Genomic DNA, 21,914 nt, shown 5'->3' with positions numbered 1-21,914 from the left:
ACGCTAATGCCGGCACCGCTGAAAGTGAGAGTTTGAAGGAAGTTGTGGTTGTCGAGAACATAGTTCGAGGCGCCTGGACTGAAGGTCCAACCGCCGACCGTGGTGTCGGCCGAGAGCGTCAGCGCCGTCGTGTTCGAGCTGCCAAACAATGCGGTGCCGACTGGCACCGTCGCCGGGGGCCCAGTTTGCGGCGGTGTTGTAGTCGGCAGTGCCAGGGTTGGCCAGCCAGGTCGCATCCTGTCCCAACGCCGGGACCGCGATCCCGACCAATCCGGTTGATGCCAAAGCCAGCAGCGCGGCCCGTCCGTTCGAAAACCGTCCAAAGCCCGACATTGCCCCACCTGACATCTTGTTGTGAATGCTGCTGCTGTTTTGCAGCCGCGTCGTCGAACCGAGCTTGACCTTCATGACGTAACTCCAGAAACGCTCTTGTTTGCCGTGTCGACGACCGGGAATGTCTCGCGACCGGAGCACGAAACAGAAAAGCGTTGCATGGCTGGATCCTTGAAAACGGCAAACAATCGTCACGGCGCGACGATTGCGAGGCGGGGTGGTATATCGGCAACGTGTTCTGCACGCGCTTAAGTTCTGCGGAGGCCCGCTCAACTATGTCGTTACGCAGAGAGAATCCGTCTTCCCAGTCACCGCGCCGAATATCGCGTCACACGAGGGGTCTGAGAACTACCTAGAAAGGTGGTTCGCTGCGATTTATGAGCGCCGGCGCATCGACTCCGCGGATCGGTTTGCAATCCAGCAGCGCCGTCAATCGCACGACAGGCATATCGGCTCAGGTTGGGAATGCGCGCCCTCGTTGCTCGAAACATGTCCGCAGATGATCCAGGCGGCGGCGTGCACGATGAGGAATGCGGCGGCGACTGCCAGCAGCCAGCCCGTTTCATTGTGGGCATGGGATCGGGCCGCCAATCTTGTTTGCGTCACTCTGCTCGTCACCATTCTTGTTCTCCGGACGTTTTTTGGGCTTCGTTTCCGAGCAAATGCTCACATTGGCGTATGACGCGGCTCGCCAGGCGGCGCCGCGACGCATGCAGTGCCGAGATGATGAAAGCGACGATGCCGTGCTCTTCTGGCTCGACGAGCCGATCAGAAACCCGGCAGGCTGGCCGGATCATGAGATTTCCATGCCAATCAACTTCCGAGAGCGACGGAAACGCGTGCAAAAGCGGCTTGATCAGGGAACGCTAACGCCCGGGGCGGATCGACACCCTTGCCGGTGGCTGCTGCGCAAAGGCTGAGAGTGTAATCAGCACCGCGGATGACAGGGCGAGGAAAAAACCGCGCCGCCATCGCCTCTCCGTCCGGCCTTCGCCAGGCCTTTGAGGCCGGCGCGCGCCCGTCGTCGTACGCATCGTCGATCTCCCAATGTCGTTACGCTGAGAGAATCTGTATTCCCGGTAACCGTGCCGATATCGCGCCATTTGGTGCATCTGAGAACTACCTGGAAAGGTGGTTCGCTGTACTTTATGTATGCTCGCGGAGGTCGAAGGCCTCTGGGGTCGCCTCTGAGCTCGGCGACCGGCACAATCTGGAAATGACATGCATCTCTCCACGGATCCCATCGATCCGCTAAATCAAGACGTCTATGCGCTCTGGGATCAGCTGGCCGACTTCTCGGTCGCCGACAGTGACGCCGCGCTGACCCACCTGCTGTCCGCACTGCGCACCATGTTGTCGGCACGCAATGTGCTGTGGGGCGTGGTCGTGCGATTGCCTTCGCCGAAGCGGACCGATCCCCTGCTCGGCTGGCGTCCGCGTCTCGTCAGGGTGCTGGACCCGATACCGGCGGTGGCGGCATCCGTGCAGAAGCAGTACGATACGCTCTGGTCCGACGACGTCGACCTGTCCCAGATCTTGTCAATGTTGGGCGACGAGCCGTTCCGCGTCCGCCTGCTGTTCGAAACGCTGCCGCCGGAATGGTTCAAGGGCAAGCACTATCGGCGCCACTATCTGGACGTCGGCTTCGCCGACAGCATCTCCGTGCGCATTGCGCTCAATGACGATTTGAGGATTCGCCTGTTCGTATTTCGTGATGCGCAGCAACCCCGCTTTACGGCACAGGACGGCCAGCGTCTGGGCTTCGTGATGCGCGCCTTGAGATGGTTTCACCGTCAACAATTGCTCAGCCACGGACTGCTCATCGCCAACGCGCCCCTCACACCCGCTGAACGCCGCGTGTTGCTCGGACTGCTCGCCGGGGACACGGAAAGGCAGATCGCGCAGAAGCTCGAGCAAAGTCCGAACACCACGCATTTCCACGTCAAGTCGATCTACGCCAAGTTCGCCGTGCGCAGTCGCCAGTCCCTCGCCGCGCTGTGGCTCGGCAGGCTGCGATAACGGCTGAAGCCGCAGGGCCGCCCTGGATGCCCTTCCCTTTCTGGCTCGTCTCGGACCTCGCTGAGATGCAGGAAGATGAATACGACAGCGATCGTTGGTCACGTTGGCGCTCGTAAACGTTGCCGAGGACAGCCAATTCTCGATTCGATGCGCACTTTCGGTTAGTCCCGCTGCGCGGATCATGGCTTCCCGAAGGGGGCCATGGGGGCAGCCTGTTTGCATCGCCTTCGAGGCGGTTAGCCTCGAGCATAAGCCTATTCTGCAACGACAATGTGGGTTGTACGGCTTTGGTGCGCATAGTGCTCTCCGGGTAGGAGGCGGGAGCGCGATACTCTCAGTCACCGATAGATGCCGATGGCGGGGCGGTGATCGGCTGAGTCTACGCCCTATATGTGGGTTAAGCCACTGATGCCTTGGACAAGCTGAGCGATTGCGACAAAGAAAGGCAGGACGGGGCTAAAATCAAACCGGGCCACTGAGGTGGGAAACAGGCCAGCGCCCCTATCGAGGTTGAAATAGGCCGCTCTGAGTTTCGAAATTCCCCCTAAACGAAAACGCCACCAAGCCCAATAATGCTCAGTGGCGCCACGTTGGAACTGGAAACCGCAATCCTCCAGTAGACATTGGTCGGACCGCCGGCGTTTAGGTTCAACGCGGCCTCACTGTTGCTCGGGTTTGCAATGGAAAGCGGCCTTCTTGGCAGGCGCAGCTTCGATTAATTCAGTTATGCCATCGAGCGTAATTCGGTCGGTGATACGTGATGCTATGTACTTGTACCGCGCAATGCGCTGGTCGATCTCGTCACATTTCTCACACATAGCTCACCGCGATTGTCAAAGGCGGGAGCGTGCAGGACTCTCTGTCACCGATAAAAGCCAAGGACCGGGCGGCGATCACGAGACTCTAAACCAGATACTCAGTTCCAGATACAGGAACGAATTTGGGCCACTTCTTAATCAACTTGGGCCGGTAGCGTGGGAAACCGGCTCAACGAAGCAATCTTAGAAGTGATCGCCAGCTCGGAATTTGCAGGTCATGGTCCGCCTTGGGTCACCTGACGAGATCGCCGTCCGGGTCTAGAATGCAGACCTCCGGACATCCTGCCGTGGCAGGCCGCGCTGTCGCCGCGCTTCACGCAGGAGCGCCGAGGGCGAGAACACTGAAGGGATGGAGTAATGCTTGCGGTCGAGTATTGGCGGGGTCAGCATGGAAGGGATCGGGTTTCATGACGATTTCAGGCCGGGCGGCCCATTGGGAGAACGTATACGAGAGCAAGGGCGAACGCGAGTTAAGCTGGTTCCAGGAGAGCCCGTCGCCTTCGCTCGAATTGATCGCACTGGCCGCCGCAGAGCTTACCTCACCGATTGTTGACATCGGCGGTGGGGCGGCTCGGCTGGTCGATGCGCTGCTGGCGGCTGGATATGCAGATCTGACCGTCCTTGATCTGTCCGACGCGGCGCTCGCGGCCTCGCGTGCACGGCTCGGTGCCGCTGGCGACGCCGTGCATTGGATCGTCGCCGATGTGACGACATGGCAGCCAGCGCGCCATTATGACATCTGGCACGACCGTGCAGCGTTCCATTTTCTCACCGCGCCGGAAGAACAAGCGGCTTATGTCGCGTGCGTCCGAAGAACCGTAAAAATTGGCGGTCATGTCATCATCGGCACATTCGCAATCGATGGTCCGGAGAAATGCAGCGGCTTGCTCGTGACACGTCACACCGCTGACAGCATCACCGCACTGCTCGGCGCCGGCTTCACATTGACGGATCATCGGCGTCATAAGCACGCGACGCCGTGGCAATCGGTACAGAATTTCCAGTTCAGCAGCTTCATCAGATCATGCTGAATTTCACGCTGCAGCCCACGTCTGCAGGGCCACAACTTGCGAATTGCACAGATCGCTCGCTTCGGGCCAAAAGCCGCTGTCGTCAGGCGGCCAGCGTTGATACCCTAGTGGATGGCTGCCAGGGCGGTTACGACAATGAGGATGACCGTTACGAGGGCACCTGAAACATAGAGAATGGTTCTGACGCTGCCGCCTTTGGCCGCGTTACCGCCGCGCAAATAGACCGCAACGTGGATCAGACGAATTGCGACATAGACCCATACAAGCGTTGCAAGCGTGACGGGTCTTACCCCTGCCAACGTAGCCAGGACTGTCGGGACGACAAAAGGCGGCAGCGCCTCCACTGCGTTCATGTGGACGCGATCGATCCGGTACAGCAGGTTATCGTCATCCAACGGCAAGACAGGTCCGGAGAGTGCCCCGGCCCTGCCTTTGGAGAATCCTGAATAGACCGCCAGCAAAATTGACAGGAGGCAAAGGGCAAGCACCCCGACAATGCTAAGCCAGTAGGCTGTCATAAGGACCTCCGCAAATGCGATCACGTCGCATAGGTTACGCGGATATCAAGCCTCGCGGGCTATCCGCTCGGCGAACCGTTTCAGGTAGAGCGGCCAACCCTGATCGCCTTCAACGCCTTCGCTCACGCCTTCCCAACCTTGGCCATGACGTTCGAGGTGACGGTGCTCAAGTTCCAATCGAGTCCGGCTTGGCGTCTCGGCAATGAACCGCACCTCCCATTCACTGGTCTTGTCTGGATCGGTTTCGATTTGCCAGCGCGGGCTGATGTCCCAGCTTAGAAGCACGCGATTCGGCGGCTCAAAAGCCAACACACGCGCCCAGCGGCATTCGCTGCCGTCGACACCTCGATCATAGATGTGACCGCCGACCCGGGGCTCGAACACGGTCTCTGCGATGGGCACGGAGAGCAGATTGTGCTCGCGTGGTTTGAAGCTGCCGAAGTCTTCCGTAAAGACCTTAAACGCGCGCTCGATAGGCGCCTCAACCACGATCGATTGTTTGATGGGTGCCGCCGATACACGGATGCTCATTTCTGGTCCTCCACTGATTTTTCTACGGCCACTTTGTACGCAGCCAGTGTGCTGCTCCAGAACCGGTCAAGCCAGGCGCGCATCTGGCTGAGCCCCGCTGGATCGATGTGATAAATGTTGCTGGCTCCCTTCGGCTCGGCACGAACCAAATGAGATTCGCGCAGCACCTTCAGATGCTGAGAGACGGCTGACTGGGAGACAGTCAGTTCACGGGTGAGTTCAACGACAGTGCGCGGCCGCGCGCCCAGCAATGCGAATATTCGTCTGCGGGTCGAATCGCCCAGAGCGGCCAGTTGCACGCTGTCTTTAGCCATGCTTCGCCGAAGGGTTGCCGTTACGGTAGCGGATCTATCATTAGCCATAACTAATGATAAGCATAAACTAATGATCTCGTCAAACGTGCTGATATTGGGCCAGACGTCAGCTTGGGCTCACTTGCCGACCTCGCCGCGGTCGCACGTCAGGCCTGCGTTACCCTCTCGGCAGACATCCGAGATCTCTGAGTAACCGTTCTGGGCCCGCCTCATCAGCTTGAGCGATGCCGCCAATCGCAGGCTGCGCTTCCCGGCGAGTGCGATGCCTTCGAGCTCGCCGCGAGATAGTAGAAGAACGCATCGCCGCCCAGGATGCGGCCGTCCATCGCGCATAGATCGGCTGCTAACGGCTCTCGCCCTGGCGAACGAGAGTCTCTCGAAAGAAATTGATGATGCTGGCGTTGAACTCGCGATGGAATGCCGTCCTGTCGAAACCCGGCGGGTCAGTACAGAAGCGAGGAAGCTTCTCCGCGAACTCTGCTGTGCATGGCGACAGGAAAGCAAAATGACCGGCAGGCACCACGCGCACTTCCTTTTTGCCGGGCAGCGACTGAGCAACGAGCGCTGAGTTTTTCGGGTCTACGCCTGCGCCGCCAAACTCTGATCGCCAGATCAGCAGCGGGATTGTGATGTCTGCCAAGCGGTCGGCGGGAAAGGCAAAGTTAATTGCCGTATCGGCGAGCACTGCGGCTCGGATACGAGGTTCGTGAGGCAAGCTGCTTGGTATGTCGCCGCTACGGAGTTGCTCGCATGCCCGCGTTCGGTTCGCGTCCGAGCAGTAGAGCGCAAATCTCCGGAGATCGGGATTGCCGCCCGCCAACACCAATCCGGTATAGGCGCCGAGCGAAAACCCAAAGAAGCCGATCCTGGAGGAATCAATCGCAGCCCGGTCTTTCCAGTCATTCAAGATGAAATCAAGCAATCGGATAATGCTGGCGGGCCGGGTTGCCAGAATGGAAAGGCTGTCTCGTTGCGAGGAATCGTTTCCATTGTCACCCGGAAGGTTGATCGAGGCGACGACAAATCCAGCGTTTGCCAGGGCCTGCACCGTGTCATCGTGTTGTCCGAACCAACCGCCGCGTCCGTGCGAGACGATCACGAGTGGCAAGTTCGTTCCTGTGACGGGACAGTCCTTCGTACCTTCAATCGTTTCAATGAATTGGACAGTGAGTTTGCCGAGGGGCACTCGTTGCGCCGCTGCTGCGCAAGGGTACCATATAGCGCCAGCCAGATTTGGATCGGTATCCAGAAGCTGAACACCGGCAGCTTGCACAGGCGACATCAAGCAGCCGAGTACGGCAGCACAGATCCAATACAGTTTGGCCATCAGTGCCCCCATTCGCCAGCGAACTCTCGGATCAAACTTGGCCGAACTGTGCCGCATTGACTGCCGCTACCAGTCTCGCGCAGCTTGCACGTCGGTCCGCCTCCCGCTGAGCCGCAAGCAAGCAAGATGAAAAGACCAATAAAACGCAGGGAAACGCGCCCATCGCAGCCCCGAACAACATGTGCGCAGCGTAGGTAGAGCTTGCCAAAAGGCAAGCTTCGGCTCTGTGACGTTGTTCACAATTATAATCTGGCTGGTCGTCCGAACGTCTGCAACGGGTTACAAGCCGACATCGCCGCGAGTCGCAGGGCCAGATACAGGCCCTAACGTTTGCTGGCAAACAGCTTGCGCTGCGCAAGATTAACGTAAGAATCGGGCCAATCGACCTCTCTCTTAGATTCCGGAAGAGATTGCCTCCGGTCGGCATACTCGAAGTACAGCGTCCCGTGGACACCTTGCGCATCGCGCTTCAAAATGGGGCGCTCCCATACGGGCGACAATATTCGCAAAGCCTGCTCTTCCCCAGCGCGTTCGGTAAAGTCCTCAATCAACTCCATGTCTTGGCCCGGGCCGGGAAAGATAGCAGCGAACTCATCATCGGTCGCTTGAAACAAGCTGAACGTCGCGTTGACCGCGCGATCTATAATCTGAATGTTCTTCAAGCTCTCCTCCCGGAATCCACGACCATAGGCTCTCTAGTACCGATGCACCGAAGTCCGCTGCAGGCCAATACCAGAACTGAACTGGCCCAATCTCCTGCCCCAACCTATAGTGCTCATGCAATGGTCGCCATAAGCTGTGAGAGCCGCTCCGGCCCTGTAAACCCAATCGAAACTATCGATGTGCTTCGCGGCCTGGCGTTGCTCAGCGTCCTTGCTATTAACGTCGTCACTGAATTCCGCGTCTCAATCTTCGAGCAGTTCTTACCCGCCGGGCGACCGGCACCTCCGTTTGACCGCGCGGTCGAGACAGTCTTGATGCTCGCGGTCGATATGAAGGCATTTGCCCTGTACTCACTGTTATTCGGAGTTGGACTTGCCATTCAATATGAGCACCTCTCGACGAACCCGCATCGCGCGCTTCTGTTGTTTCGCCGTCTGATCGCCTTGCTGACGTTTGGACTGATTCACCTTTTCCTGATCTGGAATGGTGACATTCTTACCGAATATGCGATCGCAGGGTTAGTCGTCCTACCATTCCTGTTTGGCCCCCGCTGGCTGCTTTCATGCGGCGCGGCGACATTCTTGGCGCTGTATTTGGCCATGCAGGTGTGGTCCCCTCCTGGATTGTTTCCCAGCTTGGCTTCGTTGCAACGCCATGTGCTTGAAGCCAATCAGGTCTATGCAGGGGGCAGCTTCGGGCAGGTGCTGGCGTTCCGGGTCAGCGAAATCCCCGTGATCGTTCCTCTCCACATCTACGTATTCCCGCGGACGATAGGGCTATTTTCGATTGGTGCCCTCGTCTGGCGCAGCAATGCCTTGAGGAAGCGAGATCGTCCACTCCTGTTCTTGACAGCAATCAGCTGTACTGGGCTAGGCGCAGTCTTGATCCTCCTAAGAGTAAGCGGCGTCGTAGCGGGCGTTGGTCTCGGCGCACTGGCCACTCCCACCGGCACGATCCTGCTGGCTTTCGGCTACGGTGCAATGATCATCGCCGTCGCCGATCTGGCGAACGGCAAGCGATTGCTGGGCTGGGCTGCGCCGCTAGGGCGCATGGCATTCACGAATTACCTCGCTCAGTCCATGATCCTTGGCTGGATTTTCTACGGATACGGCCTCGGGCTATTTGGGCAGCTCGGGGCGGCCGAAGCACTGCTATCGGGCTTTTCGTCTACGTCTGCCAGGTATTTGTCAGCGGTTGGTGGTTAGACCGGTACAGGTACGGCCCAGTCGAATGGTTATGGCGGACACTGATGTACGGCATACTGCAGCCGATGTCTCATGATCGTCTGACCAGCTCGAGCAAGCGCCCAGCCTAGGTCTGCCAGGGGTCAAAGGCTGCCCTCTTCAGCCAGCATAACCTTGGTCGGGTCACTTGCACGAAGCGGACATCGCCGCGCTCTGGGCTGAGGTCAGCCACGGGCCAGAAGCGGGCATCGCCAAATGAGCCCCCCGCTCAAGCCTCATCGTGCAAGGATGGATGAAGTTCACTCCCCTCAGGACGGTGCATCGCTCGGAGGTCGACGACCGGATGGCATTCGGCTTTGAACTTTAGGAGCTGATGCTTGGAGGAGTTCGATGGAGCGCTTGATCAGCGCGACCATCGCGGCAGGACTGATAAGTGCAAAAGTGCTCAAAAGTTCCCGTGCAAACCGGCGGATCATCCACTCCCTCGGGGGCCGCGCGGCTAGGCCAGCGGTCCGCTAAGGGCCATGCCGTCAGCGGACGTATCAAGCAGTTGCGGTGAGTAGGTGAGCCGCTATCGGGAACGATAACCCGCTACTACCCACGTATTTTCCCAACTCCAACTTGGTATCTTCGGCCAGGTGTTCGCGAGCCACCTCGCTTGCTTGCGATACATGACTGGCCAGTGGCGAACCCGCAACATAGCTAGGTACAAATCGTTCGACGGATGGAAACTCGATGGCACCGACCCTCCGTTGAACCGTGATATCCTGAAAGTTCGCAGCAGCGACAAGTCGGCTCAGCTCATCGGCATCGGCGAGTCCAAATGGAGCTCGCATGATTGTGGCCGCCGCTGGACCGATGTGGCGCTCCAGTATTTTGGCTAAAGATTCAAACCCGGGACTTTGATCGATGCCGCACCACACCATGAGGGCGAGCCTTCCCCTTGAAGATAGAACTCTGCGCATTTCGCGCAAAGCAGCTGGTCTGTCGGCGAAGAACTGGAGGCCGAGTTGGCAGTACGCAATATCAAACGCGCTGTCAGCGGACGGCAGTTTGTCTGCACTGGCCTCCTGCCATTGAACCGAGGCAGCGTCATCGGCCATCCCGAGCGATCGTGCCACGTTCAACATGCCAGGATTGAGATCGATGCCCGTCACGATCCCGGTAGGGCCCACCTTCACCGCCGCGAGGCGCGCCACTATTCCAGTGCCGCAAGCAATATCGATCACGCGTTCGCCCAGCTTCGGCCGAGCGAGGTCTATCAGGACGGGGGCCCATGGGCCAAACACAGCCGGGACCAACTCCCGTTCGTACACTTCGGGCGCACTACCAGCGACCTGCCACTGACCTTGCTGCTCCATCAGATGATGCCAAAAGGACGTTCGCTCCTGCGCTTATAGCTCAACACAGCGATGTCCGCCACGGGTGGTCAAAAGCGCGTCCGCTCCCTCAGCGAAGTGCAGGCTCTTTTCGAGCTTGACGGCGAAATAGTTGCGAGGGGCGGCGGTGCAATCACAGCCCGATGGCATCGCTCCGCATCTTCGATCTGAAGTCGAAGATTTTCCAGTTCTGAGAGCCGGCAATAGAGGTCGTTGAGCCGAGAGGCCAGCTCAGCTTGAAAGTCCTGCATGATCGCCCCCATTACTCAAATTCGCTACCGGACCGCGAATTAAAGCAGCGGTCGTGCGCGGCTTCATTAAGGCATGTGAATCCCGTTGCGATCCCGATGAGTTCCGAGTATCGGAACCCGACCGTCCACTCCCTCGGGGGGAGCTCGATGCGTCGGACTCCGCGGTGGGTCAATAGCCGTGGGCAGTCAGGGCGGGCGGTCTACCCTCAACTTCGGACATGAGCGGGCACCGCAAGCGCGATTGCGATGGGGCCACTTCCAGACTTCGCCGATGGGTATATAGAATCATCGTCCACCCTGGAGAACGGCCAAGTGGCCCGAATAGAAACCTTCGTATGGATCGTAACGACCTTCATAATCATTTTAGCCACCGCTCCACTACGGGCTTTGGCAACACCGGAAGCGTCTGCATGCGGGTACCTCGCTAGTCAAATTGATAAGGCGCAGCCAGGGCCGTTGTTTTTGCCCAGCTATCCGACCGTGGAATCGGGGCCTCTCCATGGCGCCGCATACCTCTATGACAATGCGGTGGCCGTCATCGCGTTGGTCGGTTGCGGTGAGCGAGACAAAGCAAGTCGGATGGGCGCGGCGATCCTCTGGGCCGTCGATAATGACCGGACCTGGCATGATGGACGGCTCCGAAACGCTTACGCCGCGGGTGTGGTGGCGAATGGCTCCGCCAAACTTCCGGGTTGGTGGGACAATAATCGGAACGAATGGTTGGAGGATCGATATCAGGTGGGAAGCGATGTTGGTAACATGGCATGGGCCATGTTGGCGTTGCTGTCGATTGATGATGTGAACACCGGCTCCCCGTTTCGCGATGGTGCAGCGCGGCTTGGCGTTGGGTCGCGCAATGGGCCGATACGCGCGGTACTGGCGGTTTCACGGGAGGTACGTTTGGGCACGAACCGACGCCGGAAGTGCGGACGTGGAAATCGACTGAACATAATACTGACCTCGCCGCCGCGTTTGGCCTTCTTGCGATCCGCACAGGCGATTCGCGCTGGCGCGATAAGGCAACGGTTGCCGAGTACTTTGTAAATACGATGTGGGATCCGGGGTGCGTCTGTTTCGCCGCAGGAACCGCTGAAGACGGTGTCACGCATAATCCGATTTTGGCTCTGGATGCCCAGATCTGGCCTTTAACAGCGCTTCACGGAGCGGCCGGGAAATTTGCATCGGCAATGACGACCGCCGAACAGCGAATGAGTGTCGGCGGAGGCTTTTCTTACGGTGAAGACCGAGACGGTGTGTGGACCGAAGGTACGAGCCAAATGGCTCTCTTGATGAAATTGCTCGGCAAGACGAAGAGGGCAGAATCGCTGATCGCTGTCATCGAATCCCAGAGGTCGCCCGATGGTGGGTTCTATGCCACGACTGTCCGCGCGTTACCGACGGGGTTCGTGTTGGACACCGACCCGACCAAGCCGCGAAACTATTTCCGATTGTCACATCTTGGCGCAGCTTCGTGGGCTGCCCTTGCGGAACGTGGGTTCAATCCCTTTACGATGACAAAAGGACTTCCCTAGCTGAGCCGCAGTGCTTCTCGTCTCGGCCGTTTCGATCTGTCCTGATTTCGATATGTCCGCTTGGGGGTCACTTGCCGACATTGCCGCGGCTCGGACGTCAGGCCTGTTGAGCCTCTCGAGCGGAGATCCCAAATCTTTGAGTAACCGCCCTACGCCCGCCGCATCAGCTTGAGCGAGGCCGCGAGCCGCAGGCTGCGCTTGCCGGCGAGCGCGATGCCTTCGAGTTCGCCGCTGTCCGCCGTGCAGGTTCCGGAGAAGCCGATCCCGACCTCATAGCCGCCGAACACGGGGTTCTCGCCTTTTGCCGGCGTATGCTCCTGGTTGAGGATCTCGCCCTTCCAGCGGCCGTCAGCCGAGGAATAGGAGCCGAGATAGTAGAAGAACGCATCTCCGCCGAGGATGCGGCCGTCCATCAGCAGCATGACGCCGGAGAGCCCGGCATCGACGCCGTCGAGCGCGCGCAGATGGATGGCATAGAGCCCGTTCACCACCCCGCCTGGACCGATCGTCCCCTGCGGTGGCAACCCCTCGTCATCGAGCCGCGTGAGATTGGCCCAGAAACCGGCGCCCGGCATCGTGTCCGCGCTGCCCGCGAGACGGATCTGGTTGCCGACGAGTCGGCCGCGCGCGCCGATCGCGGCGACATCAGCCCCCATCAGCGGCTTGTAGTTGGGATCGTCGTTGTGCCGTTCGGTGATGACTTCGGCGATGATCTCGCCATCGCGCTCGAAATAGCTTCCGAGATGCGCGAAGGCCGAATTTCCGCCCAGCAGCTTGCCATCATGCATGCACATGATGCTGCGGCCGAAGGCATCGTTGACGCCGTATTCAACCTTGTAGAGCCCGTCCAGCAACGCAAGTGACCCGCAAAATCATAAGGAAAGCACGCGCTACCTAGCACTGCCATCGCATCAAGACCATCGGGCTTTTTCGCGCAGGGCCATTCGCGAAGCCACGCCCTGCCATGATGCCATCATGCGCCTGTTTTGCCCGACGGCGCAAGCAATTTCGGCAATTCCGCATATGGCGATTTCACACCATTTGCAGGCCTGTGATTTCAACCACTTGGCTACTGTGCATGGGGTTGTTTTTCGAGTTTTTTTGTTTGGCCGGTCGCGAACGGTCCTTGCGCACTCACCAAAGCCGGCTTCGAACCCGCCGGCCGAGGCGCTACGGCATGATCCGGAAAAATGCGCAGCGGTTTCCCGAAAAGATCATGCTCACAAATAAATCTACAGCGCGTTCATCGGGCTTTAGAAGCACAGCGTGGTGACGAGCTTGCCCTGCTTGTCCTTGATCGCATAGGGACAGCGCAGCCGCTCCAGCGCCTGCTTGGCATCCTCGTCGCCGAGCGCTGCGGCGCGCTCGTAGTAGGATTTCGCGGCGTCCTTGTCCTTTGGCCCGCCGCGGCCCTCCTGCGCGAAGGCGCCCATCCGCTCCAGCGCGCCGGGATGGTTTTGCGCGGCAGCCTTTTCGAACAGCGCGCGCGCCGCGGCGTCGTCCTTCGCCCCGCCCGTGCCTTCGGAGAGCATCATGCCGAGCTGGTACTGCGCCTCCGCGTTGGTCTCGGCGGCCTTGCCCAGCAATGCGCGCGCCTGTGCCGGATCGGCCGGCGCGGCACCGCCGCTGCCGCCAAGCGCGGCGAGATTGCTGATGCCGCGGGGATTGCCGGCCTGCGCCGCCTTCTCGAACAATTTCCGCGCCTGCGCTTCGTCCCTGGCGACGCCGGAGCCGGTACCGTAGGCCACGCCGAGCTCGACCATCGCCGCACTCGATCCCTTGTCGGCAGCTTTGCGCCAGGCTGCCATCGCGTCCGCCGGTTGCCGGTTGGCCGCATAGGCGCGGCCGAGCGCGAACATCGCGCGCCGCGACGACGACGCGGCCTGCTTGCAGAACTTGATGGCGGTCGCAACGTCGGAGGCCGCAATCTCGGTCGCGCCCCTGACGTCGGCCGGCTTGTCGGGATCGCTGGGATCGGCCGCGACCCGGTCGCACAGCACGAGGTCGGCCGATTGCCCATGCGCCGACAACGGCACCGCAAGCGTGAGAAGGATGGCAACGAGGAAAGTCCGCATGGACGCCAGGTTGCGTCGCAGTCTCGGCAAATTCAAGGCTCGAGTCCCGATTGGCGCAGCACGGGGACCACCTCGGGCGATGCCAGATAGCGCAGCAGCCGGTCAGCGGCGTCGGCGTTCTCGGCGTTTGTCATCCGACCGGCGGAGAACACGGCCGGCGTTTGCAGATCGTGCGGGATCGGGCCGACCACCTCGATGCCTTCGACCTGCTTCAGCTCGCTGATCTGCTGCACCGCGAGGTCGGCCTCGCCGCTCACGAGCCGCTCCGCGGTAAAGCCTTGCTCGACGATGGTGGCCTTGGCGTTGATCTCTTCCGCGATCCCCATCTGCGCGATCAACCGGGCGAAATAGACCCCGCTCGCCCCCAGTCGCGAATAGGCCACCGACCGCGCCGCGAGCAGCGTGTTGCGCAGTGCGGATGCCGTGGCGATGTCGGGATGTGCCTGCCCTGCCCGCACCGCGATGCCGACGAAGGAGCGCGCGAGATCGGCAGCGCTCTCGGCGATCACACGGCCCTCGCCGATCATCTCGTCGAGCCCTTCGCGGGTGAGGATGACGAGATCGGCGGCCTCGCCGTCGCGCAACCGTTTGAGCAGCGCCAGCGTCGGCGCGAAATCGGCATCGATGTGGACGCCGGTCGCGGTCTCGTACGCGGAGGAGAGGCTGCGCATCGCGCCCATCAGGCCGAGCGTCGAGAGCATGCGAATTGTTTCCATCAGCGATTCCCGTGACGATCAGGCGCGGTGCATCAGCTTGAGCGCGGCGGTCAGGCGCAGGCTGCGCTTGCCGGCGAGCGCCGTTGCCTCCAGCACCGCCTCTTCGGCATCATAGGTGCCGGAGAAGCCGATGCCGACCTCGTGGCCGCCGAAGATCGGATCGTCCTTGGCCGGCGTGTGCTCCTGATTGAGGATCTGGCCCTTCCAGCGCCCGTTGGCGGCGGTGTAGCTGCCGAGATAATAGAACGATGCATCGCCGCCGAGGATGCGGCCCTTGTTGAGCAGCATCACGCCGGTGAGACCGCCGTCGACGCCATCGAGCATGCGCAGATGCACCGAGTAGAGCCCGTCGGCGATACCGGCCTCGCCGACACCGCCGGCGATCGGCATCTCGTCTTCGGTGATCGGTGTCATCAACGACTGAAAGGGTACGCCGGGCAGCTCCTTGAGCTCGCCCTTGAAGCGATAGAGATCGCCGTCGGCCCAGCCCTTGGCAAGCAACGTCGCATCGTCCGTGCCCGCCATGGCGCGATAGTTCGGATCGGGGTTGTGGCGGACGGTGTTGATCACGACGTCGACGCCGGCTTCGGTCTTCACGTAGGTGCCGATATGGGCGAAGGCCGAATTGCCGCCGAGCATCTTGCCGTTGCCGGCATGCATCACGCTCCGGCCGACCCGGTCGCCGAGCTGAAATCTCACCTTGTAGAAGCCTTCAAACACCAGCCGTCCCCGGCCCTGCGCGCACCCAGACGCACTCTATCCCGCTTTCGGCGGCGATGGACAAGTTTCCGGCCATGAGGTCCGATGAGTCTCCGCAACGGCTGTCAGCAAAATGAAAAATCCGCCGAAGCCTTTCGGCTTCGGCGGATCGAAGTCCAACCGGGGCCAGCCCCCCAGCCCGGGCCGGGAGGATCTTAGGCGGCGGCCTTCTTGTCGGCCGGCACGGAGGCGATCGTCTTCAGGATCTGCGAAGCGATCTGGTATGGGTCGCCCTGCGAATTCGGACGACGGTCTTCCAGATAGCCCTTGTAACCATTGTTGACGAAGGAGTGCGGCACGCGGATCGAAGCACCGCGATCGGCAATGCCGTAGCTGAACTTGTTCCAGGGCGCGGTCTCGTGCTTGCCGGTCAGACGCTTGTCGTTGTCCGGGCCGTAGACGGCGATGTGGTCCATCAGGTTCTTGTCGAAGGCCGCCATCAGCGCCTCGAAGTACTCCTTGCCGCCGACCGTACGCATGTACTCGGTCGAGAAGTTGGCGTGCATGCCGGAGCCGTTCCAGTCGGTGTCGCCGAGCGGCTTGCAGTGGAACTCGATGTCGATGCCGTACTTCTCGGTCAGGCGCAGCATCAGGTAGCGGGCCATCCACATTTCGTCAGCGGCCTTCTTGGAGCCCTTGCCGAAGATCTGGAATTCCCACTGGCCCTTCGCGACTTCCGCGTTGATGCCTTCATGGTTGATGCCGGCAGCCAGGCAGAGGTCGAGATGCTCTTCGACGATCTTGCGGGCGATGTCGCCGACGTTCGAGAAGCCGACGCCGGTGTAGTACGGACCTTGGGGCGCCGGATACCCCGAGGCCGGGAAGCCGAGCGGACGGCCGTCCTTATAGAAGAAGTATTCCTGCTCGAAACCGAACCAGGCGCCGGAATCGTCAAGGATGGTGGCGCGCTTGTTGGTCGGGTGCGGGGTCTTGCCGTCGGGCATCATGACTTCGCACATCACGAGCACGCCGTTGGTGCGGGCGCCATCCGGGAACACCGCGACCGGCTTCAGCACGCAATCGGAGCTGTGGCCTTCAGCCTGCTGGGTGGAGGAGCCATCGAAGCCCCAGAGCGGAAGCTGCTCGAGCGTCGGGAACGACGCGAATTCCTTGATCTGAGTTTTGCCGCGCAAGTTCGGAGTCGGCGTATATCCGTCGAGCCAGATGTACTCGAGCTTATACTTGGTCATTGAGCCTCTCTGTAGATGATGCGAAAGGTGGGGGCCGCAGGCCCCCGCACGATTGTTTACCCGGCCAACATCGGCCGACCCTTTCCAAGCATTTAACGTGCCAAAAGGCCGCAGCGCGGGAGGTTTTCCACCGCCGCCGGCCCCCTCTCCCTCCCGGCGGATCGGCCCGTGCGCCATGCGTCATAGCGGCGCACCTTTGCGTGAAGCTGCATCGCAAAAATCCCGCGGAAATCGCCCGATTCTGAAGCAGGCCGGCCCGGGCTAAGGTTGCCGGCTAAACGCGCATCAACGTCCGGCAATATTCGCCAAGACTGCGACCGTCGCCCGCAACCTTCGCAACGGCCCACGCGTTAGCCACCCGAGCGCTGCCTTAGAGGAAGCAGAATGCAGTCTGCCTACAAAATAGGCCAAGGGTGATTTCCTTTTCAGCACTTTGCATTTCGGAATGCACGGCCGATATGGGGATTCCAGTAACCACAAGCCAACGAGTCGGGCGCACCATGGAGGCCAGCGCTGCGATCTCGGGAGATACCGCAATGATGAACAATGGACTGAGTCACGGATCTGCACAGATCTACCAATTCCCTGTCGGGGGCCGCTCGGCTCTCGGGGGGCGCCGCAACGGTGAGACCCGCCTTCCCGCCAACCACGCCTCGCTCCCCGTGAACGAGACGATTTGCAGCGGCAGCTGGTACCATCAGGAAGCAGTCGATGAAGCCAAGCCGAAATGGGATCGCTGATGCCTGCGTTCGGTTCAATACCGCCGCGGTCTCTCGATGCCCGGCGTCAGTTCGAAAAAGGGTCGAAACAACGGTGTTTCGGCCCTTTTTGATTCCGGACCTGATTGCGGGATCATATGGTCGCACAGGCGTTCACCGACCGCTTCAGATGCGTGACAAGACACCTCCATGAAAGACTCCCCTACCCGCCATCTCGCCCTGCAAGGCGCCAGCAATTTTCGCGACCTCGGCGGCTATCCGACCGCAGATGGCCGTATCACGCGATGGCGGCAGATCTTCCGCTCCAACCATCTCGGCCAGCTCACTGCTGCCGATATCGAGATCGTCCGCGCGTTGGGCGTGCGCAGCGCCTTCGATTTTCGCGGCGTCGAGGAACGCGCGGCGGGTGTCTGCGTGGTCAACGAGATCGCCGTGCATTCGCTGCCGATCGAGCCGACAGTCGTGGCTGCGCTGCGCGCCGAGCTCGGCAGGGGCAGGTTGACCGCGCCGGTCGCGCTCGAACTCATGCGCGAATCCTATCGCAACTATGTACGCCACAACACGGCCAGTTTCCGCAACCTGTTCGGGCATCTCCTGGAGGACCGCGCGCCGCTCGTGATCCACTGCACCGCCGGCAAGGACCGCACCGGCTTTGCCAGCGCGCTGATCCTGCATGCGCTCGGCGTATCTGATGACGTCATTGCCGAAGATTATCTGCTGACCAACCAGCACTACAAGCGCGACGCATCAAACGTCTCCGATCTTCCCGCCGATGTTCTCGACGCGATCGGCAACGTCGAGGCCTCGTATCTTGCGGCTGCTTTCGAGGCCGTCGGTAGCGAGTATGGCGATCTCGAAACCTACTTGCGCGACGGTCTCGAGCTCGGCACACCGGAGCGGATCGCACTGAAGGCGCGCTATCTGCAATCGTAGGCGGCCGCAAATCTTAAGCGGCCGTGCCGGGAGAACAATGATGCAAGGCAAGGTTCTGATCGTGACCGGCGCACTCGGCGCGCTCGGCAAGGTGGTCGCCGAGACCGCGCTGGCACGCGGCGCGCGCGTGGCCGGCATCGACCATGCGCCATCGCAAATCTCCGCGATGCCTGAGCGCATCGAGATCGGCGGCGTCGATCTGTCCGACGCAGCACAAGCAAAGACGGCGGTCGAGGCAGCGGCGAGACACTTTGGCGGGCTCGACGCGTTGGTCAACATCGCCGGTGGCTTCGCCTTCGAGACCGTCGGCGATGGCGACGTCAAGACATGGCAGCGCATGCATGCGCTCAACGTGCTGACGGCACTCAACGCCTCGCAGGCGGCCCTGCCGCATCTGGCCGCGTCCAAGGCCGGCCGCATCGTCAATATCGGGGCCATGGGCGCGCTTCAGGCCGGCTCCGGCATGGGCCCCTATGCGGCGTCGAAAGCCGGCGTCCACCGGCTCACCGAGGCGCTGGCGAGCGAGTGGAAAGGCAAGGTGACCGTGAACGCGGTGCTGCCCTCGATCATCGACACCAAGGCCAACCGCGCCGACATGCCGAAGGCCGACTTCGCCAAATGGGTGACACCGCAGGAACTCGCCGAAGTCATTCTGTTCCTCGCCAGCGATGCCGCCAGCGGCGTCACCGGCGCGCTGATCCCGGTTGGCGGGCGGGTGTAATCAATCCGGCACCAAGAGCCGGAGATTGCCTCTGAAACGGATGCTCTGCTTGCCGGCGAGCGCGATGCCCTCGCCGTACGCGGTCTCGCCATTGTAAGTGCCACTGAAGCCGATGGTCACGACCTTGCGGCCCCACACCGGGCGCTCGTCGAACGAGGGGGAATGCTCCTCGTTGGTCAGCTCGCCCTTCCACTTGCCGTTGGCCGAGGTGTAGCTGCCGTAGGCGAAGAAGAATGAGTCCCCGCCCCGCATGGTGCCGTCGCGCATCACCATGACGCCTTGGTTGCCGCCCTGGACGGCATCCAGCATTTCGATGCGGATATGATAGAGCCCATTCCTGATGGTCATCTTCGTGAAGCGCCCGATTGTCCCACCCGCAGGATAGCCGGATCATCTGTTCCCGATCAAATGGCGCAGAGCTCTAAGTCCATTCCGGGGCTAAACTGACGCAGACTGATTCTCCGATCGAACGTGACATTCGGAAGCTTCCTTTGGAAACCACGCTCTATCTGCCTGTCAAACGCTTCCTCGAAGAGCTCGGCTTCACGGTCAAGGGCGAGATCGGCGGCTGCGATCTCGTGGGCCTCAGCGCCGGCGATCCTCCGGTGGTGGTGATCGGCGAGCTCAAGCTGACCTTCAATCTCGAGCTGATCCTTCAGGCGGTCGATCGTGCACCGGCCGGCGACGAGGTCTGGATTGCCGCAAAGATGTCAGCGCGCGGCAAGGGACGCGAGACCGACGCACGCTATCGCAATCTCTGTCGCCGCCTCGGCTTCGGCATGCTCGGGGTGACCGACCGCGGTCAGGTCGAGGTGCTGGTGAAGCCGCCGACGGCAGCCCCACGCCGGGAGCCGAAGGTCCGTTCGCGCCTGGTCGCAGAGCATCAGCGCCGCCAGGGCGATCCGGCGCTGGGCGGCAGCACGCGCGCGCCGATCATGACGGCCTATCGGCAGCAGGCACTGGCCTGCGCCTCGGAGCTCGCGGCAGGCCCGCGGCGGGTGAGCGAATTGCGCCGGCGCTGTCCCGATGCCGGCAAGATCATGCTTAACAATGTGTATGGCTGGTTCGAACGCACCGAGCGGGGAATCTACGGGCTGACGGAAGCTGGCCAGGCGGCGCTGAAACGCTGGCCACAACAGCGGGTTGCGGATGTTGCCGGTCTCCCGTCACCACCCTGACACCCAACCGGTGCATAGCTGAGATGCCACACCGATTTCATATTGCAATGCAACATAGACGGCACTAGGTATCCCGGCATCGAAACGAGGCCGTTATGAACGCAGACTGGAATACCAAATATGGCACGCGGCGCGTGCGCCACGATCCGCCGACCTTAGACGAGGCGATCTTCGCCGCCGTCGGCATCACCGATGATCAGGAGCAGCAGGCCGAGATCGCCGCAGCCCTGATGGGCATGCCGCTCGATGTCGTCCAGGCCGAGGTCAAGAAACAGGTTCGCACCAACAGCCGCATCACCTCGACCCGCGTGATCGCCGGCGAACAGGGTGCGCAGCGCTCGGTGGTGGTCGAACGCCGTGTCGTGCGCCGCTTCGGCAACGACAAGCGCACCGGCACCTGAGCGCTTAGTTCCCCTATATCCAGTACAAAGCGGACCGGTTTTACCGGTCCGCTTTTTTTGATTCCAGTCGGCTTTTCAGGTCAGGCGGCGCGATTGCCGTAGATGCTGGAGATGATCTTCCAGCAGGTCGAGTTGAAGCTGAGAAGAGCGCGGCCGGCCGTGAATGGCGAGGCCGCGAGATCAGCGAGTTCGTCCTCAGGCGCCTTGGCGAGATCGATCGTGCCGGTCGATTCGCCATGACGGAATTGCAGATGCGCCCCGAACTTCCTGGCGAGCGCGCGCATCGGGTGATTCTCGGCGCCGGTGGTGATGCGCAGGCACTTGTAGCCTTTCCAGCGCGCTTCCGCGATCAGGCGGCTGAACAGCACGGTGCCGACGTTCTGGCGCCGCGCCGAAGCTTCCACGCTGAAGGCGACCTCGGGCAGCGAATCGCCCTCGGGCGGATGCAGCTCGGCCGCACCGCGGACCACGCCATCGACGATATAGGCGACAATAACGGTGCCGTCCTCGGCACAGCGGGCGGCGTAACGCTCGATAAAACCGTCGTCGAGAAAACCGTTGAAGCGGTCGTGCCGGCTTTCGGCATCGAGCCTCAGCAGGTGATCGCGCAAAAGCGGCAATTCTTCCTGCTGGCTCAAGGTCCGCACGTAGCCCTGAACGGACTTCGGGCGGTTGGTTACTTCAAGTCCAAAATCTGCTGCGAGTGACAAGTCAAAACTCCTCTTGGTGTCCCTCGAGGAGGCGTTCGAATCCCTAGGCCTCCAATATTGTGCATCGCAACAAACTTTTCAAGACCGGAACCTGCCCAAGTTTCGGGCACGGGGCGACTAATTCGTTAATGGAATCAAGCCCCCGTATTCACACGAGGACCAGCTGGGTCTGCGTCACCACGGCAACCAGCTTGCCGTCCTCGGTCTCCAGCCGGGTGGTCCAGACCTGGGTCCGCCGGCCTCTGTGGACTGGGGTGGCGGTCGCGATCACCGTTGTTCCCTCCTTGGCCCCGCCGATGAAATTGGTCTTGCTCTCGAGCGTGGTTGTGCCCTTGGCGTCCTCCGGCAGATTGATCACGGTGGCCGCTGCGCCGACGGAATCTGCCAGCGCCATCACGGCGCCACCGTGGATGGTGTGATGAAGCGTGCAGAGATCAGGCCTGACCGTCATCCGCGCCACCACGCGATCTTTCCCGGCCTCGACGAACTCGACGCCCTTGAGTTCGGCAAACGGCATCTTCATTGCTTTAATTTTCTCGAGCGGCGTCATCGGATCTCCTCCCACCATTCTGCTCACAGGGTGAATTGCTCTTCGCGGCAAAGCAATGACGG

At 61.0% G+C, this 21,914-nt stretch carries 24 protein-coding genes and 1 pseudogene; 9 read left to right on the top strand and 16 right to left on the bottom strand.

The window, feature by feature from the left end:
• Positions 1-3 precede the first annotated feature (3 nt).
• Positions 4-408, bottom strand: a complete 405-nt coding sequence (locus tag ACIPUD_RS06030; RefSeq protein ID WP_446480251.1) for a hypothetical protein — start codon at positions 406-408, stop codon at positions 4-6.
• Positions 409-947: 539 nt separating this feature from the next.
• Positions 948-1,130: a hypothetical protein gene (locus ACIPUD_RS06025; protein ID WP_247368670.1), complete on the bottom strand. Its 183-nt coding sequence runs from the start codon at positions 1,128-1,130 to the stop codon at positions 948-950.
• A 424-nt stretch (positions 1,131-1,554) separates the two neighbouring features.
• Here ACIPUD_RS06025 and ACIPUD_RS06020 point away from each other — a divergent pair, with 424 nt between their 5' ends.
• Both ACIPUD_RS06020 and ACIPUD_RS06015 read left to right on the top strand, forming a co-directional pair.
• Positions 1,555-2,352: a helix-turn-helix transcriptional regulator gene (locus ACIPUD_RS06020; protein ID WP_247368673.1), complete on the top strand. Its 798-nt coding sequence runs from the start codon at positions 1,555-1,557 to the stop codon at positions 2,350-2,352.
• A 1,225-nt stretch (positions 2,353-3,577) separates the two neighbouring features.
• Positions 3,578-4,201, top strand: a complete 624-nt coding sequence (locus ACIPUD_RS06015) for a class I SAM-dependent methyltransferase (RefSeq protein ID WP_247392893.1) — start codon at positions 3,578-3,580, stop codon at positions 4,199-4,201.
• Positions 4,202-4,305: 104 nt separating this feature from the next.
• Here ACIPUD_RS06015 and ACIPUD_RS06010 read toward each other — a convergent pair whose 3' ends face one another.
• The 5 genes from ACIPUD_RS06010 to ACIPUD_RS05990 form a co-directional block, all read right to left on the bottom strand.
• Positions 4,306-4,719 (bottom strand): MAPEG family protein, encoded by a 414-nt coding sequence (locus tag ACIPUD_RS06010; protein ID WP_204511027.1) that lies wholly within the window; start codon positions 4,717-4,719, stop codon positions 4,306-4,308.
• 45 nt (positions 4,720-4,764) lie between these two features.
• Positions 4,765-5,250 carry an SRPBCC family protein gene (locus tag ACIPUD_RS06005; RefSeq protein WP_204511026.1) on the bottom strand — a complete coding sequence of 162 codons (486 nt, stop codon included), beginning with the start codon at positions 5,248-5,250 and terminating at the stop codon, positions 4,765-4,767.
• The gene (locus ACIPUD_RS06000) at positions 5,247-5,564 is read right to left on the bottom strand and encodes an ArsR/SmtB family transcription factor (protein ID WP_018456332.1); all 318 of its coding nucleotides are present in this window, start codon (positions 5,562-5,564) and stop codon (positions 5,247-5,249) included. Before ACIPUD_RS06000 ends, ACIPUD_RS06005 begins: the two co-directional genes overlap by 4 nt.
• Positions 5,565-5,907: 343 nt before the next feature.
• Positions 5,908-6,891 (bottom strand): alpha/beta hydrolase family protein, encoded by a 984-nt coding sequence (locus tag ACIPUD_RS05995; protein ID WP_247392894.1) that lies wholly within the window; start codon positions 6,889-6,891, stop codon positions 5,908-5,910.
• Between the two features lie 323 nt (positions 6,892-7,214).
• Positions 7,215-7,553 (bottom strand): hypothetical protein, encoded by a 339-nt coding sequence (locus ACIPUD_RS05990; protein ID WP_085352988.1) that lies wholly within the window; start codon positions 7,551-7,553, stop codon positions 7,215-7,217.
• A gap of 42 nt (positions 7,554-7,595) precedes the next feature.
• Between ACIPUD_RS05990 and ACIPUD_RS05985 the strand changes: the two are divergent.
• Positions 7,596-8,869 (top strand): annotated as a pseudogene (locus tag ACIPUD_RS05985) (DUF418 domain-containing protein).
• A 411-nt stretch (positions 8,870-9,280) separates the two neighbouring features.
• Here the strand turns inward: ACIPUD_RS05985 and ACIPUD_RS05980 are convergent.
• Positions 9,281-10,099, bottom strand: a complete 819-nt coding sequence (locus tag ACIPUD_RS05980; RefSeq protein WP_446480250.1) for a methyltransferase domain-containing protein — start codon at positions 10,097-10,099, stop codon at positions 9,281-9,283.
• A gap of 1,192 nt (positions 10,100-11,291) precedes the next feature.
• Here ACIPUD_RS05980 and ACIPUD_RS05975 point away from each other — a divergent pair.
• Positions 11,292-11,900, top strand: a complete 609-nt coding sequence (locus tag ACIPUD_RS05975; protein WP_446480249.1) for a hypothetical protein — start codon at positions 11,292-11,294, stop codon at positions 11,898-11,900.
• 149 nt (positions 11,901-12,049) lie between these two features.
• Here the strand turns inward: ACIPUD_RS05975 and ACIPUD_RS05970 are convergent, their stop codons facing one another.
• From ACIPUD_RS05970 to ACIPUD_RS05950, 5 genes are all read right to left on the bottom strand, one after another.
• On the bottom strand, positions 12,050-12,754 hold the full coding sequence (locus tag ACIPUD_RS05970) for a GrlR family regulatory protein (RefSeq protein ID WP_018456325.1): 705 nt from the start codon (positions 12,752-12,754) through the stop codon (positions 12,050-12,052).
• Positions 12,755-13,153: 399 nt separating this feature from the next.
• Positions 13,154-13,975 carry a tetratricopeptide repeat protein gene (locus ACIPUD_RS05965; RefSeq protein ID WP_085352983.1) on the bottom strand — a complete coding sequence of 274 codons (822 nt, stop codon included), beginning with the start codon at positions 13,973-13,975 and terminating at the stop codon, positions 13,154-13,156.
• Between the two features lie 32 nt (positions 13,976-14,007).
• A complete protein-coding gene (locus ACIPUD_RS05960; protein WP_085384882.1) occupies positions 14,008-14,691 on the bottom strand; it encodes a substrate-binding domain-containing protein in 684 nt (227 codons plus the stop codon).
• Between the two features lie 18 nt (positions 14,692-14,709).
• Positions 14,710-15,411, bottom strand: coding sequence for a GrlR family regulatory protein (locus ACIPUD_RS05955; RefSeq protein ID WP_018456322.1), 702 nt, complete (start codon positions 15,409-15,411; stop codon positions 14,710-14,712).
• 194 nt (positions 15,412-15,605) lie between these two features.
• Entirely contained in the window at positions 15,606-16,640 is a 1,035-nt protein-coding gene (locus tag ACIPUD_RS05950) for a glutamine synthetase beta-grasp domain-containing protein (protein WP_446480248.1), read from the bottom strand.
• Between the two features lie 458 nt (positions 16,641-17,098).
• Between ACIPUD_RS05950 and ACIPUD_RS05945 the strand changes: the two genes are divergently transcribed.
• The 3 genes from ACIPUD_RS05945 to ACIPUD_RS05935 all read left to right on the top strand — a co-directional run bounded on the left by ACIPUD_RS05945 (position 17,099) and on the right by ACIPUD_RS05935 (position 19,013).
• Positions 17,099-17,380, top strand: a complete 282-nt coding sequence (locus tag ACIPUD_RS05945; protein WP_373681121.1) for a DUF2735 domain-containing protein — start codon at positions 17,099-17,101, stop codon at positions 17,378-17,380.
• A gap of 168 nt (positions 17,381-17,548) precedes the next feature.
• Entirely contained in the window at positions 17,549-18,292 is a 744-nt protein-coding gene (locus ACIPUD_RS05940; RefSeq protein ID WP_085352978.1) for a tyrosine-protein phosphatase, read from the top strand.
• A 40-nt stretch (positions 18,293-18,332) separates the two neighbouring features.
• The gene (locus ACIPUD_RS05935) at positions 18,333-19,013 is read left to right on the top strand and encodes an SDR family oxidoreductase (RefSeq protein ID WP_085353066.1); all 681 of its coding nucleotides are present in this window, start codon (positions 18,333-18,335) and stop codon (positions 19,011-19,013) included.
• Here ACIPUD_RS05935 and ACIPUD_RS05930 read toward each other — a convergent pair whose 3' ends face one another.
• Positions 19,014-19,361, bottom strand: coding sequence for a GrlR family regulatory protein (locus ACIPUD_RS05930; RefSeq protein WP_018456317.1), 348 nt, complete (start codon positions 19,359-19,361; stop codon positions 19,014-19,016).
• 143 nt (positions 19,362-19,504) lie between these two features.
• On the opposite strand from ACIPUD_RS05930, the gene ACIPUD_RS05925 reads away from it, so the two are divergent.
• Both ACIPUD_RS05925 and ACIPUD_RS05920 read left to right on the top strand, forming a co-directional pair.
• A complete protein-coding gene (locus tag ACIPUD_RS05925; RefSeq protein ID WP_247368700.1) occupies positions 19,505-20,191 on the top strand; it encodes a DUF2161 domain-containing phosphodiesterase in 687 nt (228 codons plus the stop codon).
• A gap of 95 nt (positions 20,192-20,286) precedes the next feature.
• On the top strand, positions 20,287-20,592 hold the full coding sequence (locus ACIPUD_RS05920; protein WP_007591844.1) for a hypothetical protein: 306 nt from the start codon (positions 20,287-20,289) through the stop codon (positions 20,590-20,592).
• A gap of 80 nt (positions 20,593-20,672) precedes the next feature.
• Here ACIPUD_RS05920 and ACIPUD_RS05915 read toward each other — a convergent pair whose 3' ends face one another.
• Both ACIPUD_RS05915 and ACIPUD_RS05910 read right to left on the bottom strand, forming a co-directional pair.
• Positions 20,673-21,302, bottom strand: coding sequence for a GNAT family N-acetyltransferase (locus ACIPUD_RS05915; RefSeq protein ID WP_247368702.1), 630 nt, complete (start codon positions 21,300-21,302; stop codon positions 20,673-20,675).
• 148 nt (positions 21,303-21,450) lie between these two features.
• Positions 21,451-21,852: a PaaI family thioesterase gene (locus ACIPUD_RS05910; protein ID WP_085352975.1), complete on the bottom strand. Its 402-nt coding sequence runs from the start codon at positions 21,850-21,852 to the stop codon at positions 21,451-21,453.
• Positions 21,853-21,914: the final 62 nt, after the last annotated feature.

It is taken from the genome of Bradyrhizobium sp. CAR08, assembly GCF_052871955.1.
Note: the sequence above shows the minus strand (reverse complement) of the source record. Positions and strands in the feature narration are given on the sequence as shown.

Coding starts and splice junctions, on each gene's coding strand:
- ACIPUD_RS06030 (WP_446480251.1), bottom strand. CDS start 408: ATGAAGGTCAAGCTCGGTTCGACGACGCGGCTGCAAAACAGCAGCAGC.
- ACIPUD_RS06025 (WP_247368670.1), bottom strand. CDS start 1,130: ATGATCCGGCCAGCCTGCCGGGTTTCTGATCGGCTCGTCGAGCCAGAA.
- ACIPUD_RS06020 (WP_247368673.1), top strand. CDS start 1,555: ATGCATCTCTCCACGGATCCCATCGATCCGCTAAATCAAGACGTCTAT.
- ACIPUD_RS06015 (WP_247392893.1), top strand. CDS start 3,578: ATGACGATTTCAGGCCGGGCGGCCCATTGGGAGAACGTATACGAGAGC.
- ACIPUD_RS06010 (WP_204511027.1), bottom strand. CDS start 4,719: ATGACAGCCTACTGGCTTAGCATTGTCGGGGTGCTTGCCCTTTGCCTC.
- ACIPUD_RS06005 (WP_204511026.1), bottom strand. CDS start 5,250: ATGAGCATCCGTGTATCGGCGGCACCCATCAAACAATCGATCGTGGTT.
- ACIPUD_RS06000 (WP_018456332.1), bottom strand. CDS start 5,564: ATGGCTAAAGACAGCGTGCAACTGGCCGCTCTGGGCGATTCGACCCGC.
- ACIPUD_RS05995 (WP_247392894.1), bottom strand. CDS start 6,891: ATGGCCAAACTGTATTGGATCTGTGCTGCCGTACTCGGCTGCTTGATG.
- ACIPUD_RS05980 (WP_446480250.1), bottom strand. CDS start 10,099: ATGGAGCAGCAAGGTCAGTGGCAGGTCGCTGGTAGTGCGCCCGAAGTG.
- ACIPUD_RS05965 (WP_085352983.1), bottom strand. CDS start 13,975: ATGCGGACTTTCCTCGTTGCCATCCTTCTCACGCTTGCGGTGCCGTTG.
- ACIPUD_RS05960 (WP_085384882.1), bottom strand. CDS start 14,691: ATGGAAACAATTCGCATGCTCTCGACGCTCGGCCTGATGGGCGCGATG.
- ACIPUD_RS05950 (WP_446480248.1), bottom strand. CDS start 16,640: ATGACCAAGTATAAGCTCGAGTACATCTGGCTCGACGGATATACGCCG.
- ACIPUD_RS05945 (WP_373681121.1), top strand. CDS start 17,099: ATGGGGATTCCAGTAACCACAAGCCAACGAGTCGGGCGCACCATGGAG.
- ACIPUD_RS05940 (WP_085352978.1), top strand. CDS start 17,549: ATGAAAGACTCCCCTACCCGCCATCTCGCCCTGCAAGGCGCCAGCAAT.
- ACIPUD_RS05935 (WP_085353066.1), top strand. CDS start 18,333: ATGCAAGGCAAGGTTCTGATCGTGACCGGCGCACTCGGCGCGCTCGGC.
- ACIPUD_RS05930 (WP_018456317.1), bottom strand. CDS start 19,361: ATGACCATCAGGAATGGGCTCTATCATATCCGCATCGAAATGCTGGAT.
- ACIPUD_RS05920 (WP_007591844.1), top strand. CDS start 20,287: ATGAACGCAGACTGGAATACCAAATATGGCACGCGGCGCGTGCGCCAC.
- ACIPUD_RS05910 (WP_085352975.1), bottom strand. CDS start 21,852: ATGACGCCGCTCGAGAAAATTAAAGCAATGAAGATGCCGTTTGCCGAA.